We start from the raw sequence: 23,132 nt of genomic DNA, 5'->3' as shown, positions 1-23,132 counted from the left end.
TGTGGGTAAAATGAAACCGAATTTTATCGGTGTAGGTGGAATGAAATGTGCGACAACTTGGATATCTGAATGTCTAAGAGCGCACCCAGAAGTGTTTTTAAGTAATAATAAAGAAGTACATTATTTTTCAAAGTTAGAATATAAAGGGGAGAAATGGTATTTTAATCATTTTAAGAACTCCTCTGAATATAAAGCTATTGGGGAATTCTCAACCTCATATTTAGATAACTATAATGTGGCTGAAAAAATAAAAAAGAAATTAGGAAATATAAAAATAATAATTTCATTAAGGAATCCAATTGACAGGTTTTTATCTCATTATAAGCACGTATATAGGAACGAAAGCAACCATGATAATATGAACGTTGAATCAATCACTCTTGAACAGTTTAATAACGTGGTAAAAACGTACCCGGAGTTATTAGAAAAAGGCTTGTATTATAATCAAGTTAAAAAATATATTGAAACTTTTGGTCGGGAAAACGTATGCATAATTATAAAGGAAGAACTAGATAAGGAGCCTCAAAAAGAAATTCAAAGGTTATATAAATATTTAGAAATAGACTCAAATTATTTGCCAACTATAATCGATAAAAAAGTAAGCCTAGGAACAATTCCAAAATACTATATATTAGAAAAAGCAAGAGTTAAAATATATAAAATCATGAAGATAAATGCCCCGTGGGTAATTGTTCTAGTGCGAAAAATACGGTTAGCTGAATTTTATAGAAAAATCAATTCAGTAAAGAGTGACATAGAACTTCAAAAAAATGTTAGATCAAAACTTAATGAATATTACCACATGGATATTTCAAAATTAGAAGGTTTAATAGGTAAAAGTTTAATTGAGTGGAAATAATATAGCTCTTACATTAATCATCCAATTCCATTCTAAGAAGAGTTAATTAATAGTGAGGTGTGTAACTTTGAAGATTTTATATATTCATCAATACTTTAAAACTAGAGAAAGTAGTGCAGGTATACGCTCTTATGAGTTTGCAAAAAAACTTGTTGAAAAAGGTCACACGGTCACTATGTTGACAGGGGATTCTAAATTAATAATTAACGAAAAACCGTTTAAAAAGTCTATATTTATAAATGAATATTATATAGAGCGAATCCATGTGATTGCCATAAAGAATAAGTATTCTAATTATATGAGTTATTCCCGTAGAATTATTTCATTCTTGAATTTTTTATTTTTATCCTCTTTGAAATCAATATTTCTTAAAGATTATGATGTAATATACGCGACTTCAACCCCTTTAACGGTTGGAGTACCTGCTTTACTCATAAAAAAAATTAAAAAAACACCTTATGTTTTTGAAGTGAGGGATTTGTGGCCAGAAGCCCCAAAACAAATGGGGGCAATTAAAAGCCCTGTAATATTAAAATTACTTACAAAACTAGAAAAAACAATTTATAAAAACTCATCTCATATTGTAGCACTTTCACCTGGTATGGAGTTGGGAGTACGAAACTCTGGAATAGATAAAAACGATATTAGTATGGTACCTAATTGTTGCGATTTAGATTTATTTAAAACGGTCAAAAACAAGGAATTTTTTATAAATAAATTTGAATTACAAAATAATTTAGTAGTAATTCATCCAGGTTCTATGGGAAGTGCGAATGGGTTAGAATATTTAATTAAAGCTGCTTATTATTTGAAACAAAAAAACAATAATAATGTAAAGTTCCTCCTTACGGGAGATGGGGGAACAAAACCTATTTTGAAAAAAATGTGTAAAAATTATAGACTAAATAATGTTATTTTTACTGGAAATATCCCCAAAAAAAGTATGCCAGACTTATTGGCAGCATGTGACCTTTCTATTACATCTTTTAAAAATATTCCTATACTAGCAACTAATTCACCTAATAAATTTTTTGATTCTCTTGCTGCTGGATTGCCTACCATTGTTAACTCTAATGGTTGGACAAAGGAGATAGTTGAGAAAAACGATATCGGTTTCTATACGGATCCTAAAGACCCTAAAAGATTAGCAGAATTATTAGATGACCTAAGTAAAATGGAAAGTAAGATTTTGCTAAAAGACATGGGGAATAGAGCAAGGAAATTAGCGGAAAGTAAGTATGATAGAAATAAGTTGGCACTCCAGGTAGAAAAAATTTTATGCGACGTAGGAGCGGGTAATGTATAAAATGAGTAAATTGTTATGGCTAAAGACCTTAAATATAGGGAGAGAGCATATATGATAAAACGTTCATTAGACATACTGATGTCTAGTATACTATTGTTATTAACATTACCATTGATGTTAACAATATCTCTTTTAATTTTGATTACTATGGGGAAACCTGTTTATTTTATACAAACTAGACCAGGGAAAAATGAAATTCTTTTTAAAATAAGAAAGTTTCGTACAATGAATAATTCTGTAAATGAATCTGGAGTATTATTGCCTAATAATAAAAGACTAACTAAAGTAGGAAGAATTATTAGAAAAACAAGTCTAGATGAATTACCTCAACTAATAAACGTATTAAATGGAGAAATGAGTTTTGTTGGTCCCAGACCCCTCTTGATTAAATATTTACCTTTTTATAATGAACGAGAAAAAAAAAGACATGAGGTAAGGCCAGGCATTACTGGTTTAGCTCAAATAAATGGAAGAAATGGCTTGCCATGGGATGAGCGTCTGGAGCTTGATGTAATATATGTAGAAAGCAGATCAATTATATTAGATTTCAAAATATTATTTAAAACTTTATTAAAAGTAATAAAAAAAGATGGAATTAATGAAGATCCAACATCAGTAGGAATGTTGAATTTAGATGAAGAAAGAAGTTGATATAAAAGTGGATGTACTTATTAGAGAAATAAACAAGTATGAAATTGGACAAGTTATCACTTTATTAAAAGATAATATTGAATCAAAAATATATCCTTTAACCATCTATTGTTCTCCTGGATATAATAATTATCTAGGTAAAATAATTAGGAGTGACTCACATTTAACTAACAATTACCTATTTGGAGCTTTTGTAGAAGAAAAATTAGTGGGGTTCGTTAACTTAAAAAAAAATAAGAGTAAATTACACTTAAATAACATTCACGTTTCCTCTAACTGTCAAGGAAAAGGCGTGGGTAAAGCTTTATTTGACCACTATGTTCAATTTGCAAAAAAGTATGGAATAGGAAATCTATTTTTAGATGTTTTTGAAAGCAATATACAAGCTAGAAAGTGGTATGAGAAAAAAGGTTTTAAAAAAATATTATCTACTTACTGGTATTACATTTATAATCCCTTTGATTCTAAGAGAGGAAAATATGATATTGAAATCTTAGATTTTCCCCAATCCGAAATAATTCAGAAAGAATTTGGTTTTTCTAAAATGCAAGTATTATATAAAAATAATGATTTTGAAATCGGAAGAATTCATAATGAGTTATATAAAGTTAATGAAAATGTATTAGATTATCCTGAATTACTAAAAAATCTAAAAAAATTGCAACCACATAGAAAATTGTTGGTAGTTTCTTATGATAAAAATTTAATGAAAAATTATGGTTTTAATGACTATTTAATAAAAGCAGTTACATCTTATAGAATGCATTCGATCATAGATACTAGGTTTGTGTAGAGGAGATGTTATGTTGAATAAAGATCTTGATATTTATTTTAATGATCATTATGGAACAATGTATGAAAAAATGGAAAAAGGAAAAGCGAAGGTTTTTAATTACAAATCCACATTAGGTAGTGCAAAGCATCAGTTTATATTACGTGAGATACCAATAAAGATAAATAATGAAACTTATTACGATATTATAACTCCTTACGGGTATGGAGGTCCAATTATTGAGAAATGGTGTGAAGGAAATAAGGATAAATTTGTTTCAGAATTTATTAAATCTTTTTACTTATATTGTAAAGAAAATCGAATAGTAAGTGAATTTATTCGATTTCATCCTTTAATAAGAAATGTTGAAGATTTTAAATCATTCTATGATGTGACATGTATAAAGGAAACTGTTGGAACAAACTTAAAGGATTTTAGTGATCCCTTTAATATGGAATTTACAAAGAAAACCAGAAGCAATATTAGGCGCTCATTAAGGAAAGGAGTTAGTTATGAAATTATTGAGAAGCCTTCAAATCTGGAGGAATTTAAAGAAATTTATTATTCTACCATGAAAAGGAATAATGCTTCCGATTTCTACTATTTTGATGATGATTATTTTAATAAGGTAATTACTCATTTTCAAAATAATATAATAAATGTCAAAGCTAATTTTCAGAATAAAACGATTGCCCAAGGTCTTTTTTTCATTTACAATGATTTAATTCACATTCATTTATCAGGTACTTTAAGTAACTATCTTCATCTATCCCCGGCCTATATATTAAGGTATGCCATTACTTTATGGGGAAAGGAAAAAGGCTATAGTATCATACATCATGGAGGGGGGCGTACCAATTCAACTGAGGATGGTTTGTATAAATTTAAAAAAGGTTTTGCTAAAAATACAAAATATGATTTTTATATTGGTAAAAAAATTTGGAATAATGATGTTCACAAAAAGCTTTGTGAAATAACAGGAGTGAATAGTCAAATTGAGTATTTTCCAGCTTATAGGTATAGTAGAATGAAAATATAAAAATGGAATGGAATTGAATTTTAGTAATAGATTTTCAGCATATAAAATATTTTTAAGAGGATATAAAAATGGCTCAGAAAAAAATAGTTTTATTTTTATTAATTACTACTTTTCTTTCAGGTGATTTCTCTATAACCTTAATGAATTTTGAAAAAGGAATTGAGGTGAGGTATCTATTATTTTTTTTATTTTTAATATCTTTTCTAATATTAATAAATTTTAAAGAAATCGTTCATAAAAAAACAATAAATAAAAATTTAACCTATTTTGTATTTATTACAATTGTATATTTTTTTATATCATTTTTAACAATATTCCAGAGTAGAGATATGGAAATTTCGTTGGAAAAGGTTTATGATATATTTTTTTTATTATTATTAATTATAAGTTTAGTAATAGTTTTAAATGCTTTTGAGAAAAGAGAATTTTTTAATTTTTTAGCCGGGTTATTTATATTAGTTGGTATCATATATGCAATACCAATATTTTTAAGTGTAAGTACTGGTGCTGAAAGAGGTAATTTTAATTTTAGCGGCCCTAACGTTACTACAAGAGTATTATTTTTTGCAGCATGTTGTGCGATATTTAAATATACTTTGACCAAGAGATTGAAATACTCATTATTAATTATATTCTTTTTAATCGGAATAATCCTCGTTGGTTCAAGAGGAGGAATTGTTGGTGCAGCTGTAACCTTAACATGTGTGGCTTTAATTACTTTAATTTTTAAATGGAAAAACAAGGGGGTATATAAGTTTTCTATAAAAAAGTTAAGTATAGTAATAGTTTCTAGTTTATTAATACTTACAACGTTAGAACAAATAAAAAGAGTATTTTTAAATAGAATGGTTGAAACGACTTTTGCCCAAGATAAAATTTATACAGCTGGGCGTGATATTATTTATGATAATTCTATTAATATGATAAGTAAAAATCCACTTTGGGGATATGGTCTAAATGGATATTCTATTGAAACTGGCGAAAACTACCCTCATAATCTACTTTTAGAATTAATGATCGACACGGGCTTGCCGGGCTTTTTCTTTTTTATATTTTTATTAATTACTTCGTTTTATTTACCATATAGATTGAAAAATTCAGAAGTCTTTATATTCTCAAGCTTACCTTTTTATATGGTTATTGTTCATATGTTTTCTGGAAATTTATATGATTTTAGATATTTTTATTTATGGGTAATACCTCTGATATATTTTTCATTAAATACAAAAAAAGTAATTTTTAATAGTAAATTTTTTTAAAGAAAGGATAAACTAGATGCAACGAATTTTTTTATCTCCCCCACATATGAGTGGTAAGGAACAAAAATACATAAAAGAAGCATTTGATTTAAATTGGATTGCCCCACTTGGTAATAACGTCGACGCTCTAGAGAGCGAGTTGTCTGATTATAACAATGTTAGTGGGGCCTCCGTTGTAAGTTCAGGCACTGCTGCAATACACTTAGCATTGCGATTACTTGGGGCGGGTACAGGAGATACGGTATTTTGTTCTACGTTAACTTTTGTTGCAAGTGCAAATCCTATTATCTATCAAGGTGCTCGACCTGTATTCATTGATTCTGAACCCGCAACTTGGAATATGTCTCCATGGGCACTGGAACGTGCATTAGATGAAGCGAATAAAAATAAGAGGTTACCTAAAGCTGTGATAATTGTGAATTTATACGGTCAAAGTGCTCGTATTGATGACCTTATGGACATTTGTCAAAAATATAATGTACCAGTAATTGAAGATGCTGCTGAGTCATTAGGTAGTGAGTATAAAGGAAGAAAAAGCGGCACTTTTGGAGACTTCGGCATCTTTTCATTTAATGGAAATAAAATTATCACAACTTCAGGTGGAGGTGCTCTTGTTTCCAATGATATGAAAGCTTTAGAGAGATCCAGATATTTAGCTACCCAAGCACGAGATCAGGCGCTTCATTATCAGCATAGTGAAATAGGCTATAATTACAGAATGAGTAATATAGTGGCTGGCATTGGGCGAGGGCAGCTGGAAGTTCTCGACCAACGTGTATCCCAGCGCAGACGAGTTTTTAATCGCTATGTTGAAGCTCTTCGAAAGCAATCCGGATTCTCTTTCATGCCAGAATTAGAGGGTACAAAATCGAACCGTTGGCTAACAGCGTTAACTGTGGATCCTGAAAAGGCAGGTATAACACATTTTGATGTAATAGAAGCTTTGGCAGGGGAAAATATTGAGGCTCGTCCTGTTTGGAAGCCTTTGCATTTACAACCAGCCTTTGAGGGAAGTGAATACTACACGCACGAAGAATGGTATAGTTTTTCAGATGAACTTTTTCAATATGGATTGTGTCTCCCATCAGGCTCAAATTTGAAGGAAACTGATCAAGATAGAGTTATCTCAATTATAAAATCATTACTAGTTTAAAGTCTCTTAATGCAGAAATTATCGTGACACAGACAAACAAACGTTAGATGAGATTCAGTCGAGTAAATCATGAGTTATTTTTAAAGATATACAATGTATTTAATTTAGGAGGCTATGCATTTAAATAAGTAATTAAGGCAGCTATTATGGCTGGGTGGGAGATTATGAAAATATTTGATACTCACTTTAATGTTAAATATAAAGAAAATGAGTTTCCAATAACCATGGCAGATGAGCTTTCCCACCAATTTATAAAAAAAGAACTGTGAAAATATTTTCCTTTGACCCCCATTCTAAATGAAGAGGGGTATCTTCTGGATTGAAAAGAACGAAATAGTTGGGATGAATTCTGGCTCGTTGACCCGCTTGACGGAACAAAAGAATTTAATAAGATAAACGGTGAATTCACTGTAAATATTGCATTGATTCGAGAAGGCAAGCCGGTTTTTGGAGTGGTATATGTTCCCTCTTTGAAAGACTTATATGTAGCCGATGAAGAACATGGAGCATACAAGTGTGTTTTTGTATCAGATAGAGAAACAAAATAAAATAAAGCTTCCTTTCCAGGATCCAGACAATAAGGCGGCTACTGTAGTAACTAGCCGCTCGCATATGTCGGAGGAAACTGAATCATTTATTAATAAATTGAAAGAATCCTATGAAGAGGTCAAAACAGTTTCCGCAGGCAGCTCTTTAAAGCTTTGTCTTGTTGCTGAGGGGAAAGCCGACTTTTATCCACGTTACGCTCCAACGATGGAGTGGGACACCGGTGCCGGACAGGCAATTGTAGAGCTAGCAGGCGGAAAAGTAGAAATTGCGGATGAAAGCCTGCCGCTTACTTATAACAAAGAAAATTTGAGAAATCCATGGTTTTGGCAACTAGACCTTAAGTTAATGAAGTGGGGGGGGGGGGCTATGCCTCGTTAAGATATTTTTTCAGCAATGGACTTAAGCCAAAATTCTTTCCCATCCTTACGCGGTGGACTTGGATGGTAGTAGTAATACTTTCCTTTATTATGAGGGAGGCCCACTGTTCTGTTCTTTGGCAGTGCTGATAGTGCTTTTGGAGCAAGTTTGTTTACAATCGGATCAGTTCCCCATCCTACAATTATTGGTCCATCGCAAAGAAAGACTAAACGTTCTAGTTCTTTTTTTCTTGATTCTGAAAAAATACTATGCTCTGCAAATCCGGCATGTTGAGCTGCACTTAGTTTTTTATATAACTCTTTTAGATTGCCGGCTCGCAGATCAGATAGGTTAATGATCAACACTTTGTTCCAGTTTTTTAACTTCATTAATCTCATGACTTGGTATTGAGTGTTATCTGTTTTTGCAGGAGTGAACTTTTCCAGGTCCCTGCAGCTGGTGGCTGTTCCCGGTATCAGGTCTGACGCATTTGCTGGGGAACACAAGCCTGGGTTTACTAATGTGAGTATGGCATCTAACCTTTTACTGGATTTGTCATGCTTGTTGTAAATGTGGGCATAATTCCTGCATTCAAAGACTTGATCAGAGTAATTGGCGTTATAGAAACTCCCATCCACAGCATACTCCTTCTTCAGTGCCTCGGCTTTGACAAATTCCATAGTATCCCTCCAGGCTATTCAATTTTTAGATAGTACTGTAATAAAAAATATTGTATATATTTTACCTTAATTTTTAAAATATTTCCAATTTGATTTTGGGAATACATTTTAGGTTTCAATTCTTTCCTTAAAGATCCTCGTCCTTACTGTTAATGGTAATAAGTACACTCAAGATAATAACGGTAATGACGCTTCCGATAAATACTCCTCCAAAGAATTCCGCCATGCTGTTCCCTCCTGCTGTTTTTATTTTCAGTATCGGTCAGGGGGAAGCGAGGTAAACGTTCTTTGGCAGCTTGAATTGATACTAAACTTAATTTTGTTTCATATCCTTTTTGTATAGAGCCTGTTTGACAAAAGGGGATATGAGTATGGGACGACGACAGCTGAATGTGCCATTTCTTCTTGTGATTGTCGCGGTCTTTGGGGTATTTGTCTGGCTCGTCTGTCAGGTGGGCTATTGGTTTTCTCCTGGGTATCGGTCGCATCAGGTGGTGGAGGAGTTTTATACGCATGAGCAGGATAGTCATTATTCGGAGTCGTGGGAGCTCCTGCATCCGTTGATGAAGGAGCGCTGGGGCAAGGGGACGTGGATGCAGGACCGGGCGCATGTGTTTAATAATCATTTTGGGGCGGAGACGTTTGATTTTACGATTGAAAAGGTGGATAAGGTGAAGGGCTGGCGGATGGAGCAGGAGTCCCGGCGCTTTGAGGTGGCTTATCAGTTTCACGTGGAACAAACGTATTCAGGAAAGTACGGGACGTTTGCCTTTCTCCAGGAGGTTTATGTGGTAAAGGGAAAGAAGGATTGGAAGGTGCTTTGGGATTATAAGTAGCGTGCGCTCCGCTGGAACATTAGGATGAATTTGTCGAATTTCCGAAAATTCTTCTTAATCCCTCCGGTTAACTGCGGTATAATAGAGAAATAGACTTTTACATAGGAGCGTACGTATGAAACGTTTTATTTTAGGATTGATTATCGTGCTGGGGATTGCGGTTCCGGTGTATGGAAAAATTCATTTTGATCAGAAGGTGGAGCAGACAGTAAGCGAGGCACGCGGGGAAACGGAGGAAGAGCCTTCCGGAGAAGCTCCTGATGAAGAAGCCGCATCGGAAGAAGCTCCGGAGCAGGCAGAGCTCTCTGATTTATTGGAGGATGCGGACTCTGCGTTTGCGGAAAAAATGGCAGCCACGATCGCTGAAGGAGAGCCACTCACGATGGTAGTGGCAGGCTCAGGTTCGGTGACAGCCGAGGATGGCGAGAGCTATGCAGAGCTCCTTCGTGATGGCCTGCAGGAGACGTATAACACGGATTTAATCGAGGTCGAAGTTGTGGATTTTGAGGATCAGGATTCGCTGGAGGTTCTCGATAACGACAGTGCCGAGGAGATCGCTGAGCTTTCACCGGATATTCTGCTGTATGATCCGCTCGTGTTAAATGACAACGGTGAAGTCAGCATTGAAGACACGGTTTACAGCTTAAGAGACACCGTACAGACAGTGATGAATGAGAACCCGGACGTCGTGCCCTACATCCAGCCACCGCAGCCGATCTTTGAAGCGGAATATTATTTAGATCAGATCAACGGGCTTAATGAGGAGATGGAAGAGAGCGAGGAGCTTATCTATATTAACCACTGGGAGAGCTGGCCGGATACGACTGACGAAGATATTGAGGAATATGTGGACGAATTAGATGTGACGCCTGCCGGACATGAGCTCTGGGCAGAGCATCTGCTGGCGTTTTTTACTGGTGAGGATGAGGTAGAGGAAGACGAGGACGAATAAATGAAGGAGTATGATTCCATTGAATGAAAATGGATTGTTTCGTCAATTCGGACCTAAAATGATTATGAAAATAGGAGTATTGTACTTTCTATTAGCTACGTTCGTTTATTACGTTTATTATATTGTAAGAGATCTTGTCCATGTGTAGTTTTAGTTTTTGAAATAGCCTGTTTAAGTAAAAGCTTCAGCGCCCCTCTATTGTAAGAAGGACGCTGAAGCTTTATTGTTTATATTGTTTCGACAGCGAGGCTTTGCAGGATCGAATCTTTCACGGCGGGATGTAACTGCTAATCTAGAGTTAACACATTCTGCTCGATAGGATTTTACACTTTTGCTCAATCAACCTACTACTTTAGTAAAATAGATCGTGACGTTATTTTACTGGAGGTTAGGATTCTGGAGGAGAAGTTAGTTTTATACATTAAGATTCAGGAATTACATAAGAGAAAGTTTAAAGTAGCACAAATCGCTAATGAGCTTAAGATCTCAAGACCTTTATCTACAAACTCAAAAGTTTTGGCAGGCATTGGCCTTGCTGGGTTCTGGAAGCCATATGTTAGTGTTGCAGTTGGTTTAGGTTCTTTATTCGCATCAGTTAAACATGATACAATCAACGGATATTTTAGGGATAGTAATTATACTGGAGTAATTAACAGAGTTGTAAAAGTCCCAGGAAGCCCCGATGGTAGTTATTGGAGACCTTTAGAACAGAATGGGATGGTTCTAATCCGAATCCTTAATCTAAACAAATAAGATTTAATAAATATGAGGGGTTTTCCCTTTTTTTATTTTGATTAAGTTGAGATAATTAGTTAATCTCAACTATAAAAAAGGAGATATTTTATTATATGAGATTGATTTTGCTAACACTAATATTAGTGCTTATCCTCATTTCTAATGTAATTGTTACTACTTTTATAAAAAACAAGATAGGCAAAAATTCGCTTAATTTTATTAGTAGCATAGTAGTGTTACCAGGAGTTCCCCTGCTCTGGTTAATAATCTACACTCCTAGTGTTCCTTCTAATAATTTTTTAGCTTTTTATTTCCCTTTAATTATTACAATGTTTTTTGTTTTACTATTAATAATTAGACTAGTTAGACTGATTAAAGATTAAATTGTAATTTGGTTACATATCTCTGCATCAAAAATCAAATAATTTGATATTTGTTGATTTTAACATAATGCAGACCCTTACCATTAAGTAAAAACCTATTATGTAATAGGAGAATGAGACCGATGGAAATAACTATAACTTTTATTGTAACTCTCATTATTGTCCTTATTTTTAATTATGTTGGTCAAAGACTCATGAAAGATGGGGATCTACGTACAACAAAATTCTTTGTTGTTTCGGGTATTCAATGTGTTATTATAACTTGCCTCTTGGTGTCTATTTTTTAAGTTAGGTATCTAATTTTTAAGAGCTAGAAATTACTTATATGCTTTAGCTAAGCTTTGTAGTGATAGCGGAGCGTAGAGCATAATAAAAGTTGTGAGATAATTTGGTTTTTTAAAGAGATCTTATTCATGTGTTGTTTTAACTTTAAAGCTTCAGCGCCCTCTTTTGAAAGTAGGACGCTGAAGCTTTTTTGTTTATACCGTTTCAGCAGCCAGGCTTTGCAGAATCGAATCCTTCATGGACGGGTCGATTTTTCCATTCAGGGCATCGACGGCAGTGATTTCTACGTGCTCCTGTCCGCGGTAGAGGATCCAGTACGGGACGTAGAGAAGAAAGCCTGGTTCGATGTCGACGTGGATATGGGCGCGCTTCTTCTCTTTGGCGAAGGCTTCCCAGTACAGGGCTTCATATGCCTTGCCGCGATCCTCGCCGCTGCCGGGGGGCAGTTGATAGCCATCGATGTTTTCCTCGGAGCGGATCGTGACATCTTCAGGCAGGATCGCACTCAGTCCCTGATAGGTTTCAATCGCGATCCTGCCGTGGATGATGCTCCGGCTCGTGTGGAGCGTATACGGATGCGTCCAAAACGGGACCCAACCCTGCTCGACCGCAGTCACCGGCGCTTTTTTCTTCATCAGTTTTCCCCATATGCCTTCCTGCTTCTGCACGGTGGAAAGCGCTTCGCTTTTGCTGATGCGGGGGTCTATCATAAGCATGATCCATTCCTCCTTACAGGCTCTGGAACCAGAGAAGTATCAGAAGTGTCAGAATGAAGTAGCCTAGCAGCATCAGCACCCATTTGTATGGCTGGTGCGCTTCGCTGTCTGTTTCGGTATCCGGTTTCTCGGCATTGTCTGCCCGTTTTTTCAGCCTGGCCTGTACGTTTTTATCCTCCTCAAGAGCGGAGAGTATCTGAAGCTGCTCTTTCGTCGGTTTTTTGCCTGTAAGACTTGCCGCCCAGCCGACGCCGATCGAAACAAAGGTGCCGATGACGTTGTTGTATAAATAGGAAATGTCGGTCAACTGCTCAGTCGTCCACACGATAATCATGCCGGTGATAATGCCGATAAAGGCACCGGTTCCGGTTGTACGCCGGATGAAGATTGCGAGGATGAATACCCCGAACAGCGCACCGTAAAAGTACGATCCGATCTGGTTGATAACTTCAATGACCGGACCGAGGTTGCCGGCAAAGAAGGTGAACACCGTCGCGTACAGACCCCAGAACAGCGTCGCCCAGCGTGAGGCTTTTAAATAATGAGCCTCACTCGCGTCCGGCTTGTAAAAGCGCCGGTACAGGTCACGCACCGAGACAGCGGAAAGAGAGTTTAAAGCAGAATCCAAACTCGACATCGCGGCTGCGAATACACCTGCGATGATCAGCCCGGAGATACCGGCAGGAAGTTCATTGACAACAAACAGTGGAAAGAGCTCGTTCAAGTCGTCCAGACCGGGGTCACCGGTATAGTTGTAGAACGAAAACAGCATAATCCCGATAAAGAGAAACAGCATCATCTGCGGAAAAATGAAGATCCCGCTCACCATCAGAGACATCCGGCTTTCCTTCAGGGACTTACTCGTGAGCACCCGCTGAATCTGGCTCTGGTCAGCACCAAAGTAGGCAAGATGCATAAACAAGCCGCCGACAAGCCCGGCGAGGAGACTGTATTCCTTGCTCAGATCCAGGCTCAGATCGAGCGACTGAAGCATGCCTTCGTCTCCGGCAAGCGCGAGCGCGCCGCTGAAGCCGCCCGGGATTGTATCGACCATCACCCAGAGAGCGAGTGCGGCCCCGGCCCAGAGCACGAACATTTGAATCACATCGGTCCAGACGACGGCACTGACCCCGCCCATGACCGTATAGGCAACCCCGATGACCGCCATCAGAATGATCATGATGTTCACATCAATGCCGGTCACTACAGACAGCACGAGCGCCGGCGTGTACACGACGACACCGGTAGCGAGCCCGCGGGCGACGAGAAACAGCACAGCTGTTAGGGTTCTCGTTTTAATATCGAACCGTTTTTCCAGAAATTCATAGACCGTCTGCACCTCGGTCCGGTAAAAGAAGGGGACAAGCGTCACGATCAGAAACGCCATTACGAGCGGAACGTTTAAGTAGGTCGTGATGCTTTCGAGGCCGCCGTCGTAGCCCCAGCCGGGCGCCCCGATAAACGTGATTGCGCTCGCCTGGGTCGCCATCACCGACAGGCCGACCGCCCACCACGGAATCGAGCGTCCGCCGAGAAAATAGTCCTTCGTCGTGTTCTGCTTTTTTGAAAACATCGCCCCGAATATCGCAATTGCAATAATATAGGTGAACATGATGATGTAATCAATCAGCAGAAAGTTTGCATCCATGAGGATCGTCCTCCTTTGTTTCTTAGTGCTTCTTCAGCCACATCGTCTGGTACGGGGCAAGCTCAATTGAAAGCGAGCCGCTTTCCGCCTCGTACGTTGTATCAGTTATCAGCTCCTGCCAGCTGGCTGCTCCGATCGTGAGCTGCTGCGGGGAAGCGCTGATATTTACCAGGCAGAGAATGGATTCGTTACTTTCTTCGTTTGTCCGTTGTATCGAAAAGACGGAATGGTTCAGGCGCAGTACCTTCTGCGCGGCGTTCGGATGAAAGCAGGGCTCTGCGGTCCGAATGGCAAGCATATGCTTGTAGCGTTCGAACACGCGGTGGCGCAGATGCTCCTCGTTTGTCAGCTCCTCCTCGAGTGAGCTGCGCTCGAGTTTTTCCCGGTTGATCGTCCGGTTCTGTCCGGCTTTGAGCGCGCCTTTTCGGTCACTAACTGATCCGAGCAGGCTGTGGATATAGATGCCAGGCATCCCCATCATCGACAGCATGATCGACTGAGCGGCGATGAAGCGGTCCACCCGCGTGTCATCTGTCTCCTGTGGAGAGGTCAGCGCGTCGATGTAGCTGATGTTGAGCTCATACGGGCTTTCGCTGCCGTCGCTGTTCCGCTTATACGAAACGAAGCCGCCGTTTTCTTTTACCTTTTCTGCCATGCCTTCAATGTCTGCTTCGGTTAAGTAGCCCTTCGCCGGTACGACACCGATGCCGTCATGCGAGGCGAGAAAATTAAAAAACGTCGTCTGCTCCGTGGTCGGCTCAAGATCGGAGGCCCAGTCGAGCAGGGTGGCGGCCTGCCCCGTGTGAAACGCATGAAGCGTAAGCGGCGGAAGCGGAAACTGATAGACGAGGTGCGCTTCGTTGGAGCCGTTTCCAAAATAGGAAATGTTGTCCTTGTGCGGCACATTCGTCTCCGTGATAATAATCGTCTCCGGTGCATAGAGCTCAAGCATCTCCCGGTAAAATTGCACGATCGTGTGTGTTTCCTGGAGATGAATGCTCGAGGTGCCGAGCTTTTTCCAGAGAAACCCGATCGCGTCAAGCCGGAGAAAACGCGCTCCCTGACTCACGTAAAACAGCAGCACATCAAGAATATGAAGCAGCACGTCTTTATTTTCATTCAAGTCGAGCTGATCATCGCTGAACGTCGTCCACAGATGTTTAGTGCCTTCCGCCGTTTCAAACGGATGCAGCAGCGGTGTCGCACGCGGGCGTGTTACCGAGCTGTAGTCCTCGTTTGGGTCGCCCTCGATAAAATAGTTCCGGTAGCGCGCGTCTCCGTGAAGATACCCTTCAAACCAGGTGCTTTTCGCGGAAATATGATTAATGACCGCGTCAAACATAAGAGAATAATCCGAAGACAGGCCACGCACGTCCTCCCAGCCTCCGAGAGCTGGATCGATCGAATAATAATCGATCACAGAAAAACCGTCGTCTGAGGAGTACGGGTAAAACGGAAGAATGTGCACTGCGGAAACGATATCGCTTACATAACGGTTCAGAAAAGAATGCAGGCTGGCAAGCGGCTTCTCGCCGGGCTCTCTGATCTGATCGCCGTACGTTATCAGCATGACATCCTTTTCACTCAACCAGGTTTTCTCGGGTGTGTTGGTGCTTTTTTTATCCCAATACGAGTCAAGAAGCGCTTGAGTCTTTGTTACGATGGCGGCCGCTTCTTCTGGGCCGTAGAGGGGAGTGAGCTTGTCCTCCCATTTTCGCTTCGTCGTTTCGGGTGTCGTTGTCGTCATGAATATTCTCTCCTTTAGTCGTTGAATAGGGGACTTGTGCTGGCACGGACGATCAATTCACACGGCAGCACCGCAGGCGCCGGCTCGTATTCCGGCTCATCGATCAGCTTTGTGAGGATGCTGATGGCTGCACTTCCCATCTCATACCGGTTCTGGCGCACGGTCGTTAGCGGCGGATCGTGCCGTTCGGCTTCGGCAAGGTCATCGAAGCCAATCACGGACACATCCTCCGGCACGTGTTTGTCGTGGCGGTGCAGTTCATCGATAGCGGTGATCGCCATTTCATCACTGGCCGCAAAGATGGCAGTAACGTTTTTGTCCGTATCCAGCAGCTGCCGCACCGCACCCCTCGTGCTGTTCTCGTCAAAATAACCGGGAACGATCAGCTCCGGATCTGGCGTGATACCGCTTTCCTGTAAGGCCGCTTTGTAGCCGCCTAGGCGGTCGACGCTCACCTTGCTGATGTCATCCCCGTCTATGTACGCGATCTGTCGGTGCCCCGATTGAAGCAGGTGCGTGACTGCTGCTTTGGCTCCGTGGTAATTGTCCGACTCCACATAGGTCGCACGGCTTCCGTCAAGCGGCAGATCAATCGCAACACATGGAATGCCGCTGTCCTGCAGCTCCGTAATCGTCTCGGTCTTTTTCTTGCCTTCTCCTGTCAGCACGAGAAAGACGCCGTCGACGCCCCGTTCCCGGCAGAGCGAGGTGTAGGTTGACTTTTTTTTGTTGGTATTGGCGAATATAACGAGGTCATAGCCGGCATCCCCGGCTTTTTTGCGGATCGCCGAAAGTACCTCAAGGAAAAACGGATGATCGAAGCCGGAATTCACCTGATCCCCGAAAAAAAGCCCGATCGTAAACGTCTTTTTAATCACGAGACCCCGCGCCACCGCACTTGGAAAATAGTTCAGCTCCTCCGCGGCCTGGATGATCAGCTCTCTTGTCGCAGGCTTCACATCATCATATTGATTAAGCGCGCGCGAAATCGTCGAAACCGAAAACCCGGTCTTTGCCGCAATATCACGAATCGATGCCATCACATGACCTCCTTTATTGTTTTCCAAAAACGTTTTTGGAAATCGCTTTCCTGTATTCAATCATAAGAATTCAGCTTCTGTCAACCTACTATAAAAATTGTGAAACTATTTTATAAAAAAATATTTTATAAAATACTTAAGGTTTCATACTTTCGCCCGATAAAAGAAGTAACACATGAAAATTACGGATGAACTTGTAATCTATTAAGGAGGATGGATCATGGGGTTAGTTATCAGTAGAAGAGAAGGACAAGGAATTATTATTGGAGACGATATCAAAATTACCCCCCTGGAAAAGGATGGGGCAATGTTTCGTATCCATATTGAAGCTCCGAGAGAAGTTGAGATTTATCGCGAAGAAATCTTTGAAGAGTTCGCGAATCAACAATTAAAGGACTTCAAGTTCAACCCTGTCAAATCCTCAAAGAAATAAATACATATTTTTTTGAGATTTGAAATAAATCACTTGTTCCCATAGGGACGTGGGGCAAGTAAAACAAAACATGGGAGGTTGATCTTAATGATCATCAACAACAACATTCCAGCGATGAACACACATCGTCAGCTGGGCATCAATCAGGGGAACATGCAGTCCTCGATGGAAAAATTGTCTTCAGGGCTTCGCATTAACAAGGCGGGCGACGACGCAGCAGGACTTGCGATCTCTGAAAAAATGAGAGGTCAGATCCGTGGACTTGACCAGGCCAGCCGTAACGCACAGGACGGAATCTCGTTGATTCAGACAGCAGAAGGAGCACTGGATGAAACACATTCTATCTTGCAGCGCATGAGAGAGCTTTCCGTTCAGTCTTCCAACGACACAAACACTAATGCGGATCGGGCAGAACTGCAAAAAGAAGTAGATCAATTATCTGAAGAAATCACTCGCATCGCAGAGAATACTGATTTTAACACTCAAAATCTGTTGGGTGGCGATTTTGAAGGTACATTCCACATTGGGGCGAACGAAGATCAGAACATCTCTGTATCCATTAGTGCAATGGATGGGAACTCTCTGGGAGTGTCTCAAACACTAACTGCAGCGACTGCAGATTCAACTGTTGACGGGGTGGACCTTACAGGTGCGGAATTATTGCAAGATGAAGATGGTAATGATGTAGCCGTTCACGTGGATGGTGATTACTACAAGATTTCAGATTTGGAAGCTAATGATGATGACTCGGACGTTCAGGTCAAAGAAGGAGCGAAAGCTTACGTTGAAGGTGATGCTTTGAGCGATGGGGATGAAGTATCTAAAGGTATAGACATCTCCAGCCAGGCCGCTGCTGATGACGCCATCACGTCCATTAATGATGCAATTGAAAGTGTATCTGCGCAACGTTCAGAGATGGGGGCATTCCAAAACCGATTGGAGCACACCATCAGCAACCTTGATAATGCTTCAGAAAATCTTTCAGCAGCTGAATCTCGTGTTCGTGATGTAGACATGGCCAAAGAAATGATGGAAATGACCAAAGCCAATATCTTGTCTCAAGCATCCCAGTCGATGCTTGCCCAGGCAAACCAGCAGCCACAGGCTGTACTTCAGTTGCTTGGCTAATCATTTTTCGAAGACCTCAGCTTTTGCTGGGGTCTTTTTTTATGAGGGAAGGAGTAAATTGTTAGTCCCGGCCATACATCTTTATAATGATGAATTTTTATCAAATGAAGAGCATATAGTAGGTTGATGTTTATGAAGGAGGTGTTTGTTTGAAACAAAAAATGGATCATCCCCCTTTTGAACAAATGATCACGAAAGATGTAAAGAAAGCAGAAGCGAAATTCGGCACGGTGGCGTTCTTTAAAACGAAATACACGGAAACCGCTGAAAATTTTCATAAGGACTTTTTCGAAGCACAAATTGAAGATATTCTAACTAATTACTACGAGGATAAAAGGTTGCTAAAAAAATATCTTATCGCTTTATGTGAAGCATACGATCAAACGAAAAAGACTAAAAGTCATTTTAAGCACTATTGATTTGAATAGCTGTTTGCCCGCTAGAATTGTAATAGGAATGAACCTGTTCCGCACACATGTCCCACCTTGGGATCAGAAGCAGTCTCTAATTCTTAAACTAAAAACCCTTTCCGGCGTAAGCGGGAGGGGTTTTTATATCATCTTACGATAGTCAACACGATAAGGTTTAAAAACTTGAAAGTTCAGTTTAGTATATAGAATAAGATGTTAATACATGGAGTGAAATTTAATGAGTAGAAGGTTTTATTTCTTTTTAGGATTAATTGTAGTATTACTTTTGTTGCCGATTTTGTATAGCCTGGGTCTGCCTTCATTTGATGCTTTATTAACAAATCTGCTGGGTGAAGGAAAAATACTTTGGGCCATTATCATTTCAATGGGTGTTATTAGTTTAACTATTTTGTATTTAAGGAAGCATATCAATTTAAACTAATCAGTTTCGTTATTATATTGGAGGATGGATCAGCTTTGCCTTAAATGGATCAATATCGGGGCTGAGGGGGATCAAAAAGGTGTCACTGCTGGTTCATTCAGATAGCTGTATACATTCAGGTTATTAAACAAACGTTTGATTCATAATTATAAATAACGATGTGCGTGGAATGTGGCCATTGCAAGCTTTGTTCTCGAATTCGACGGAAAGAATGGTAATGGTGCCAAAAACTCACAATTCAGGTCTATTGTCCCTCTTATTATTGCCAATTAAATTTCAATTTTGGATAAACAGGTAAATTTTACCCAAATTGTTAGAATATTGTATACTATTTACAGGAGGGATGGCATGTGAGTACAGAAACGATTAGAAACCGGACCAAGAAGGCACCGTTCACGAAAACCCGTCAAACATACTATTTATTTTCTGTAGAGAGCTACCCACAGAGGGTCATTCCAATGGAAAAGTTTATAAACTTAGATGTGTACAAAAGGAAAAATAGGAGAAAAAGCCTTTCTGAGCTTACGAATGGAAAATCAGACTCGTATCCATTTTGTTATGAATATGTAATTTATAATGCTTTTACCACAAGTGGAGTTCAGCAATATGCAGTCCTGCAGGATCAATTTCGCTCACATAAATGAGTGAAGAACGACTTATTTAGGGCTGAATTTAAGACCATAGTCTTTTTAGTCTTTTTTTGTGAACTAAATTCACTAGTTTTGCAAATGACTATTTATAGATGAATTTGATGGCTCTCTGAAAAAAACAAAAGCGAAAGGGGGCGACTCCTGGTCGATTAAAACCGGCCACGTCCTGTGGCCAACATCGACACTAGCACGTCCGGTGCGTCGCGGGAAAAGCAACGACTGAAAATCCCGCAGGCAGCGATTAGCTACCGAGGAAGTTGAAGCGTTGCCCGCGGAAAGCGTCCGCCTGAAGCGTATGGCTTCTTATACTAACATCCTAATCTAGTAGTTTATGCTACTACAGATAAGAAAATAGCGAAACCAGGATGTCTGGCAAAGCTGGAAAACAGGCTTGTTTGAGGCATTTAACGGAACTAGTGTCCGCCAGGCAGCCCTCCGGTCTTCTTCCCGCAGCCTTCAGCGGGGCATCTCCTGCTGCGATTGTGCGAGGCTGTGTTTTTGTTCGATGTGATCAAATGAACGCAGCGAAAACCACATAATTAGAAACGCCATCGTGCTGCCGCCGAAAAACACCGACAGGGCAGGAGCGACATGGAGAATCACATACCAGAGCAGTAGCCCAAGTATGGTGATGACAGTAACGAAAGGGGAGGCGATCCCTATGAGAAACGAATATTTGAAATACTGGATAAAGGGAAGCTCATACTGAGCAAGCATCGGAAATGTAAATAGTAACGTATTTACGAGAAGGATCGATGCAGAACCTAGTAGAAGCAATAGAACGATAGAGAGGGGACTGTCTATTCGTTGTATCAGCCCTATATCAACATAGATGAAATAACCGAGCGCCACGAATACATAGCCGATTCCATTGGCGCGGAGGAATTCTTTTTTGATTTCTTTCCAAAATGTTCGGAATACAGGAACGTCCGGTTCTTTGGTTATCCACTTACGGATCACCGCAAACATGGCAGCGGTGGCCGGAAAGAACCCAAGGATGAAAAGTCCTGCTGCGCTGAAAAGAATCCATAATCCGTTGACATAAGCAAGGCGGGTCACCCATTCGGCCGCTCTATAGAGCCCGCCCATTTTCCCTTCTATTTCCATCGTTCTTTCTCCTCCTCGTTTTTATCCTTTCACAGAGCCGATAAGCATTCCCTGTACAAAGTATTTCTGGGCAAATGGATAAATAATTAATACCGGTAAACTGGAAACGACAATTAAGGAATAGCGCATTAAATTCGCTAATTGGTTTCGTTCCATCTGCTCACCTACATCCATACTTGCGCCTGATTGTGTTTGGGTGATGAGTATTTCACGCAGGTGTAATTGCAATGGAAACAGCTCTTCTGATTTTAAGAAGATCATCGCATCAAAATAACTATTCCATTGGAACACAGCGTACATCAAAGCAAGTACGGCAATAATTGGTTTAGAAATCGGAATCACGACGGACCATAGAAAGCGCAGGCTGCTGCAGCCGTCCATTTCGCTTGCTTCCACAAGCTCTTCTGGCACCGTCGATTGAAAAAAGGTCCGCGCAATTATGATCTGCCAGACGGCCATGGCTTTTGGAATTAAGATGGCCCAGACGGTATCGAGCATTCCAAGCTGCTGCACCACAAGATATTCTGGGATCAAGCCGCCGTAAAAAAGCATCGTAAAAATGATAAAAAACATCAGAAAATTTCGGCCGTAGAACGACTTTCGTGATAACGGGTATGCGAAAATAACGGTCAGCGTCACGGCGATAAATGTATAAGCCGTCGTATAGAAAATCGAATTCATAAAGCCGCGTAATACATTTGAATTGGTCAGCACCTCTTTATAGCCGGCAAGGGAAAAATCAACGGGCCACAGCCAGACTTTTCCGGCGGTTACGGCTTCCGGACTGCTGAAAGAAGAACTTACAATATACACAAGCGGGTATAATACGATCAGTAATATAACAACCAAGAACACATATATTCCGCCGACGAAAATTCGATCAGATAACGAATCCCGCACACGATTGGACTTTTTCGTTTTTTTCAAAAAATCACACTCCTCCGGTTGCTTACCATAAACTATTTCCAGTCGCACGACGAGAAAGCCAGTTGACAAACACGAGCAATATTAAATTAATGATAGAGTTAAACAAACCTACCGCAGCACTGAAGCTGAAATTAGCATTAATGATCCCCATCTTATAGACGTACGTCTGTAAGATTTCTGAGGTACTCAGGTTTAATGGGTTCTGCATGAGATAAACTTTTTCAAAGCCGAGGGCCATTAAGTTGCCGACACTTAAAATTAAGATAATCATGATGGCCGGCATGATTCCTGGAATGTCTACATTCATAATGCGTTGAATTCTCGATGCTCCATCCACTCTTGCTGCTTCATACTGCTGCTTGTCGATGCCCGCAAGCGCTGCAAGATAAATAATCGCGGCATATCCCGTCTGCTGCCACACATCCGACCATACAAAGATAGACCGGAACATGTCCGGATCCCCCATTAAGTTACTTGCTTCAAAGCCGAATATGCCAGCAAATAAGTTAATCACGCCGGTGCGTGGGGACAGCAGTATGATAATCATGGAGACAATGACGACTGTAGAAATAAAATAGGGGGCATACGTAAACATCTGTACGGATCTTTTGAAAATGCCATTTCTGATTTCGTTTAGTGCTAATGCTAATAGTATCGGAAGGGGAAACGATACGACTAACTGATAAAGACTGAGGTAGAGGGTATTCTGAATTAAATCCCACGCCACAGGGTTCTTAAAGAAATTTTCAAAATGCTGCATGCCTACCCACGGACTTCCCCAGATTCCTTCAATAACATTGTAATTTTTAAAGGCGATAACAGTCCCCGCCATAGGCACGTATTTAAAAATAATAAAATAAGAAATAGGCAGAAGCATGAGTAAATAGAATTGCCAGTATTTTCTAAAGCTTCGTTTGGCTAAATACCATTGATTTCTTTTAGGAGCAGTGGAGAGTACCCTGCTTGATTTAGAAACATTCGTACTAGAATTCAGAAAGCATTCCTCCTTTTTCTCATTGGTATTTTACTGGCCAGTAAGTAAAATAACAGCGCTTTCATAAAAATGTA

The 23,132-nt window shown here is 40.0% G+C and carries 24 protein-coding genes; 16 read left to right on the top strand and 8 right to left on the bottom strand.

What is annotated here, in order from left to right; all coding sequences use genetic code 11:
• The first annotated feature begins 10 nt into the window (after positions 1-10).
• The 9 genes from ACE4RR_RS12650 to ACE4RR_RS12610 all read left to right on the top strand — a co-directional run bounded on the left by ACE4RR_RS12650 (position 11) and on the right by ACE4RR_RS12610 (position 7,966).
• Entirely contained in the window at positions 11-859 is an 849-nt protein-coding gene (locus ACE4RR_RS12650) for a sulfotransferase domain-containing protein (RefSeq protein ID WP_375535787.1), read from the top strand.
• A gap of 67 nt (positions 860-926) precedes the next feature.
• Positions 927-2,165 carry a glycosyltransferase family 4 protein gene (locus tag ACE4RR_RS12645; RefSeq protein WP_375535786.1) on the top strand — a complete coding sequence of 413 codons (1,239 nt, stop codon included), beginning with the start codon at positions 927-929 and terminating at the stop codon, positions 2,163-2,165.
• A 15-nt stretch (positions 2,166-2,180) separates the two neighbouring features.
• Positions 2,181-2,816 (top strand): sugar transferase, encoded by a 636-nt coding sequence (locus tag ACE4RR_RS12640; protein WP_375535785.1) that lies wholly within the window; start codon positions 2,181-2,183, stop codon positions 2,814-2,816.
• Positions 2,800-3,609: a GNAT family N-acetyltransferase gene (locus ACE4RR_RS12635; RefSeq protein WP_375535784.1), complete on the top strand. Its 810-nt coding sequence runs from the start codon at positions 2,800-2,802 to the stop codon at positions 3,607-3,609. The genes ACE4RR_RS12640 and ACE4RR_RS12635 overlap by 17 nt, the downstream gene beginning before the upstream one ends.
• Positions 3,610-3,622: 13 nt before the next feature.
• Positions 3,623-4,627 carry a GNAT family N-acetyltransferase gene (locus ACE4RR_RS12630; RefSeq protein ID WP_375535783.1) on the top strand — a complete coding sequence of 335 codons (1,005 nt, stop codon included), beginning with the start codon at positions 3,623-3,625 and terminating at the stop codon, positions 4,625-4,627.
• Between the two features lie 68 nt (positions 4,628-4,695).
• Entirely contained in the window at positions 4,696-5,886 is a 1,191-nt protein-coding gene (locus tag ACE4RR_RS12625) for an O-antigen ligase family protein (protein ID WP_375535782.1), read from the top strand.
• A 16-nt stretch (positions 5,887-5,902) separates the two neighbouring features.
• On the top strand, positions 5,903-7,039 hold the full coding sequence (locus ACE4RR_RS12620; protein ID WP_375535781.1) for a DegT/DnrJ/EryC1/StrS family aminotransferase: 1,137 nt from the start codon (positions 5,903-5,905) through the stop codon (positions 7,037-7,039).
• A 392-nt stretch (positions 7,040-7,431) separates the two neighbouring features.
• Positions 7,432-7,587 carry an inositol monophosphatase family protein gene (locus tag ACE4RR_RS12615; RefSeq protein WP_375535866.1) on the top strand — a complete coding sequence of 52 codons (156 nt, stop codon included), beginning with the start codon at positions 7,432-7,434 and terminating at the stop codon, positions 7,585-7,587.
• On the top strand, positions 7,541-7,966 hold the full coding sequence (locus tag ACE4RR_RS12610) for a 3'(2'),5'-bisphosphate nucleotidase CysQ family protein (protein WP_375535780.1): 426 nt from the start codon (positions 7,541-7,543) through the stop codon (positions 7,964-7,966). Before ACE4RR_RS12615 ends, ACE4RR_RS12610 begins: the two co-directional genes overlap by 47 nt.
• Here ACE4RR_RS12610 and ACE4RR_RS12605 read toward each other — a convergent pair.
• Positions 7,963-8,625, bottom strand: a complete 663-nt coding sequence (locus ACE4RR_RS12605) for a DUF1643 domain-containing protein (RefSeq protein ID WP_375535779.1) — start codon at positions 8,623-8,625, stop codon at positions 7,963-7,965. The two genes, ACE4RR_RS12610 and ACE4RR_RS12605, sit on opposite strands and share 4 nt — an antisense overlap.
• A gap of 371 nt (positions 8,626-8,996) precedes the next feature.
• Between ACE4RR_RS12605 and ACE4RR_RS12600 the strand changes: the two genes are divergently transcribed.
• From ACE4RR_RS12600 to ACE4RR_RS12590, 3 genes are all read left to right on the top strand, one after another.
• Entirely contained in the window at positions 8,997-9,461 is a 465-nt protein-coding gene (locus ACE4RR_RS12600) for a hypothetical protein (RefSeq protein ID WP_375535778.1), read from the top strand.
• 115 nt (positions 9,462-9,576) lie between these two features.
• Positions 9,577-10,413 (top strand): SGNH/GDSL hydrolase family protein, encoded by an 837-nt coding sequence (locus ACE4RR_RS12595; protein ID WP_375535777.1) that lies wholly within the window; start codon positions 9,577-9,579, stop codon positions 10,411-10,413.
• Between the two features lie 19 nt (positions 10,414-10,432).
• Complete coding sequence (locus ACE4RR_RS12590) at positions 10,433-10,561, top strand: hypothetical protein (protein ID WP_375535776.1); 129 nt, start codon at positions 10,433-10,435, stop codon at positions 10,559-10,561.
• Between the two features lie 1,449 nt (positions 10,562-12,010).
• Here the strand turns inward: ACE4RR_RS12590 and ACE4RR_RS12585 are convergent.
• Genes ACE4RR_RS12585 through ACE4RR_RS12570 form a run of 4 tightly spaced genes read right to left on the bottom strand, consistent with a single transcriptional unit; the run spans position 12,011 to position 16,967 of the window.
• A complete protein-coding gene (locus ACE4RR_RS12585) occupies positions 12,011-12,532 on the bottom strand; it encodes a hypothetical protein (RefSeq protein ID WP_375535775.1) in 522 nt (173 codons plus the stop codon).
• 13 nt (positions 12,533-12,545) lie between these two features.
• The gene (locus ACE4RR_RS12580) at positions 12,546-14,180 is read right to left on the bottom strand and encodes a sodium:solute symporter family protein (protein WP_375535774.1); all 1,635 of its coding nucleotides are present in this window, start codon (positions 14,178-14,180) and stop codon (positions 12,546-12,548) included.
• Between the two features lie 22 nt (positions 14,181-14,202).
• Positions 14,203-15,927 (bottom strand): alpha-amylase family glycosyl hydrolase, encoded by a 1,725-nt coding sequence (locus ACE4RR_RS12575; protein WP_375535773.1) that lies wholly within the window; start codon positions 15,925-15,927, stop codon positions 14,203-14,205.
• A gap of 14 nt (positions 15,928-15,941) precedes the next feature.
• Positions 15,942-16,967, bottom strand: coding sequence for a LacI family DNA-binding transcriptional regulator (locus ACE4RR_RS12570; RefSeq protein WP_375535772.1), 1,026 nt, complete (start codon positions 16,965-16,967; stop codon positions 15,942-15,944).
• Positions 16,968-17,187: 220 nt separating this feature from the next.
• Here ACE4RR_RS12570 and ACE4RR_RS12565 point away from each other — a divergent pair, with 220 nt between their 5' ends.
• From ACE4RR_RS12565 to ACE4RR_RS12550, 4 genes are all read left to right on the top strand, one after another.
• Entirely contained in the window at positions 17,188-17,400 is a 213-nt protein-coding gene (locus ACE4RR_RS12565) for a carbon storage regulator (protein WP_375535771.1), read from the top strand.
• An 87-nt stretch (positions 17,401-17,487) separates the two neighbouring features.
• Positions 17,488-18,528 carry a flagellin N-terminal helical domain-containing protein gene (locus tag ACE4RR_RS12560; RefSeq protein WP_375535770.1) on the top strand — a complete coding sequence of 347 codons (1,041 nt, stop codon included), beginning with the start codon at positions 17,488-17,490 and terminating at the stop codon, positions 18,526-18,528.
• A gap of 149 nt (positions 18,529-18,677) precedes the next feature.
• Positions 18,678-18,947 (top strand): hypothetical protein, encoded by a 270-nt coding sequence (locus tag ACE4RR_RS12555; RefSeq protein WP_375535769.1) that lies wholly within the window; start codon positions 18,678-18,680, stop codon positions 18,945-18,947.
• A gap of 229 nt (positions 18,948-19,176) precedes the next feature.
• Positions 19,177-19,380 (top strand): hypothetical protein, encoded by a 204-nt coding sequence (locus ACE4RR_RS12550; protein WP_375535768.1) that lies wholly within the window; start codon positions 19,177-19,179, stop codon positions 19,378-19,380.
• Positions 19,381-20,486: 1,106 nt separating this feature from the next.
• On the opposite strand, the gene ACE4RR_RS12545 is transcribed toward ACE4RR_RS12550, so the two are convergent.
• Genes ACE4RR_RS12545 through ACE4RR_RS12535 form a run of 3 tightly spaced genes read right to left on the bottom strand, consistent with a single transcriptional unit; the run spans position 20,487 to position 22,941 of the window.
• A complete protein-coding gene (locus ACE4RR_RS12545; RefSeq protein WP_375535767.1) occupies positions 20,487-21,137 on the bottom strand; it encodes a YesL family protein in 651 nt (216 codons plus the stop codon).
• A 21-nt stretch (positions 21,138-21,158) separates the two neighbouring features.
• The gene (locus ACE4RR_RS12540; protein WP_375535766.1) at positions 21,159-22,064 is read right to left on the bottom strand and encodes a carbohydrate ABC transporter permease; all 906 of its coding nucleotides are present in this window, start codon (positions 22,062-22,064) and stop codon (positions 21,159-21,161) included.
• A 22-nt stretch (positions 22,065-22,086) separates the two neighbouring features.
• Positions 22,087-22,941 carry an ABC transporter permease gene (locus ACE4RR_RS12535; RefSeq protein ID WP_375535765.1) on the bottom strand — a complete coding sequence of 285 codons (855 nt, stop codon included), beginning with the start codon at positions 22,939-22,941 and terminating at the stop codon, positions 22,087-22,089.
• Between the last annotated feature and the right edge of the window lie 191 nt (positions 22,942-23,132).

It is taken from the genome of Alteribacillus sp. HJP-4, assembly GCF_042139015.1.
In the GTDB taxonomy this organism is placed as follows: Bacteria; Bacillota; Bacilli; order Bacillales; family Marinococcaceae; genus JBHIKY01.
Note: the sequence above shows the minus strand (reverse complement) of the source record. Positions and strands in the feature narration are given on the sequence as shown.

Excerpts from the sequence above, each read along its gene's own strand:
- ACE4RR_RS12650 (WP_375535787.1), top strand. The coding sequence starts at position 11 with ATGAAACCGAATTTTATCGGTGTAGGTGGAATGAAATGTGCGACAACT.
- ACE4RR_RS12640 (WP_375535785.1), top strand. The coding sequence starts at position 2,181 with ATGGCTAAAGACCTTAAATATAGGGAGAGAGCATATATGATAAAACGT.
- ACE4RR_RS12635 (WP_375535784.1), top strand. The coding sequence starts at position 2,800 with ATGAAGAAAGAAGTTGATATAAAAGTGGATGTACTTATTAGAGAAATA.
- ACE4RR_RS12625 (WP_375535782.1), top strand. The coding sequence starts at position 4,696 with ATGGCTCAGAAAAAAATAGTTTTATTTTTATTAATTACTACTTTTCTT.
- ACE4RR_RS12620 (WP_375535781.1), top strand. The coding sequence starts at position 5,903 with ATGCAACGAATTTTTTTATCTCCCCCACATATGAGTGGTAAGGAACAA.
- ACE4RR_RS12610 (WP_375535780.1), top strand. The coding sequence starts at position 7,541 with ATGGAGCATACAAGTGTGTTTTTGTATCAGATAGAGAAACAAAATAAA.
- ACE4RR_RS12605 (WP_375535779.1), bottom strand. The coding sequence starts at position 8,625 with ATGGAATTTGTCAAAGCCGAGGCACTGAAGAAGGAGTATGCTGTGGAT.
- ACE4RR_RS12600 (WP_375535778.1), top strand. The coding sequence starts at position 8,997 with ATGGGACGACGACAGCTGAATGTGCCATTTCTTCTTGTGATTGTCGCG.
- ACE4RR_RS12595 (WP_375535777.1), top strand. The coding sequence starts at position 9,577 with ATGAAACGTTTTATTTTAGGATTGATTATCGTGCTGGGGATTGCGGTT.
- ACE4RR_RS12585 (WP_375535775.1), bottom strand. The coding sequence starts at position 12,532 with ATGCTTATGATAGACCCCCGCATCAGCAAAAGCGAAGCGCTTTCCACC.
- ACE4RR_RS12580 (WP_375535774.1), bottom strand. The coding sequence starts at position 14,180 with ATGGATGCAAACTTTCTGCTGATTGATTACATCATCATGTTCACCTAT.
- ACE4RR_RS12575 (WP_375535773.1), bottom strand. The coding sequence starts at position 15,927 with ATGACGACAACGACACCCGAAACGACGAAGCGAAAATGGGAGGACAAG.
- ACE4RR_RS12570 (WP_375535772.1), bottom strand. The coding sequence starts at position 16,967 with ATGGCATCGATTCGTGATATTGCGGCAAAGACCGGGTTTTCGGTTTCG.
- ACE4RR_RS12565 (WP_375535771.1), top strand. The coding sequence starts at position 17,188 with ATGGGGTTAGTTATCAGTAGAAGAGAAGGACAAGGAATTATTATTGGA.
- ACE4RR_RS12560 (WP_375535770.1), top strand. The coding sequence starts at position 17,488 with ATGATCATCAACAACAACATTCCAGCGATGAACACACATCGTCAGCTG.
- ACE4RR_RS12550 (WP_375535768.1), top strand. The coding sequence starts at position 19,177 with ATGAGTAGAAGGTTTTATTTCTTTTTAGGATTAATTGTAGTATTACTT.
- ACE4RR_RS12545 (WP_375535767.1), bottom strand. The coding sequence starts at position 21,137 with ATGGAAATAGAAGGGAAAATGGGCGGGCTCTATAGAGCGGCCGAATGG.
- ACE4RR_RS12535 (WP_375535765.1), bottom strand. The coding sequence starts at position 22,941 with ATGCTTCTGCCTATTTCTTATTTTATTATTTTTAAATACGTGCCTATG.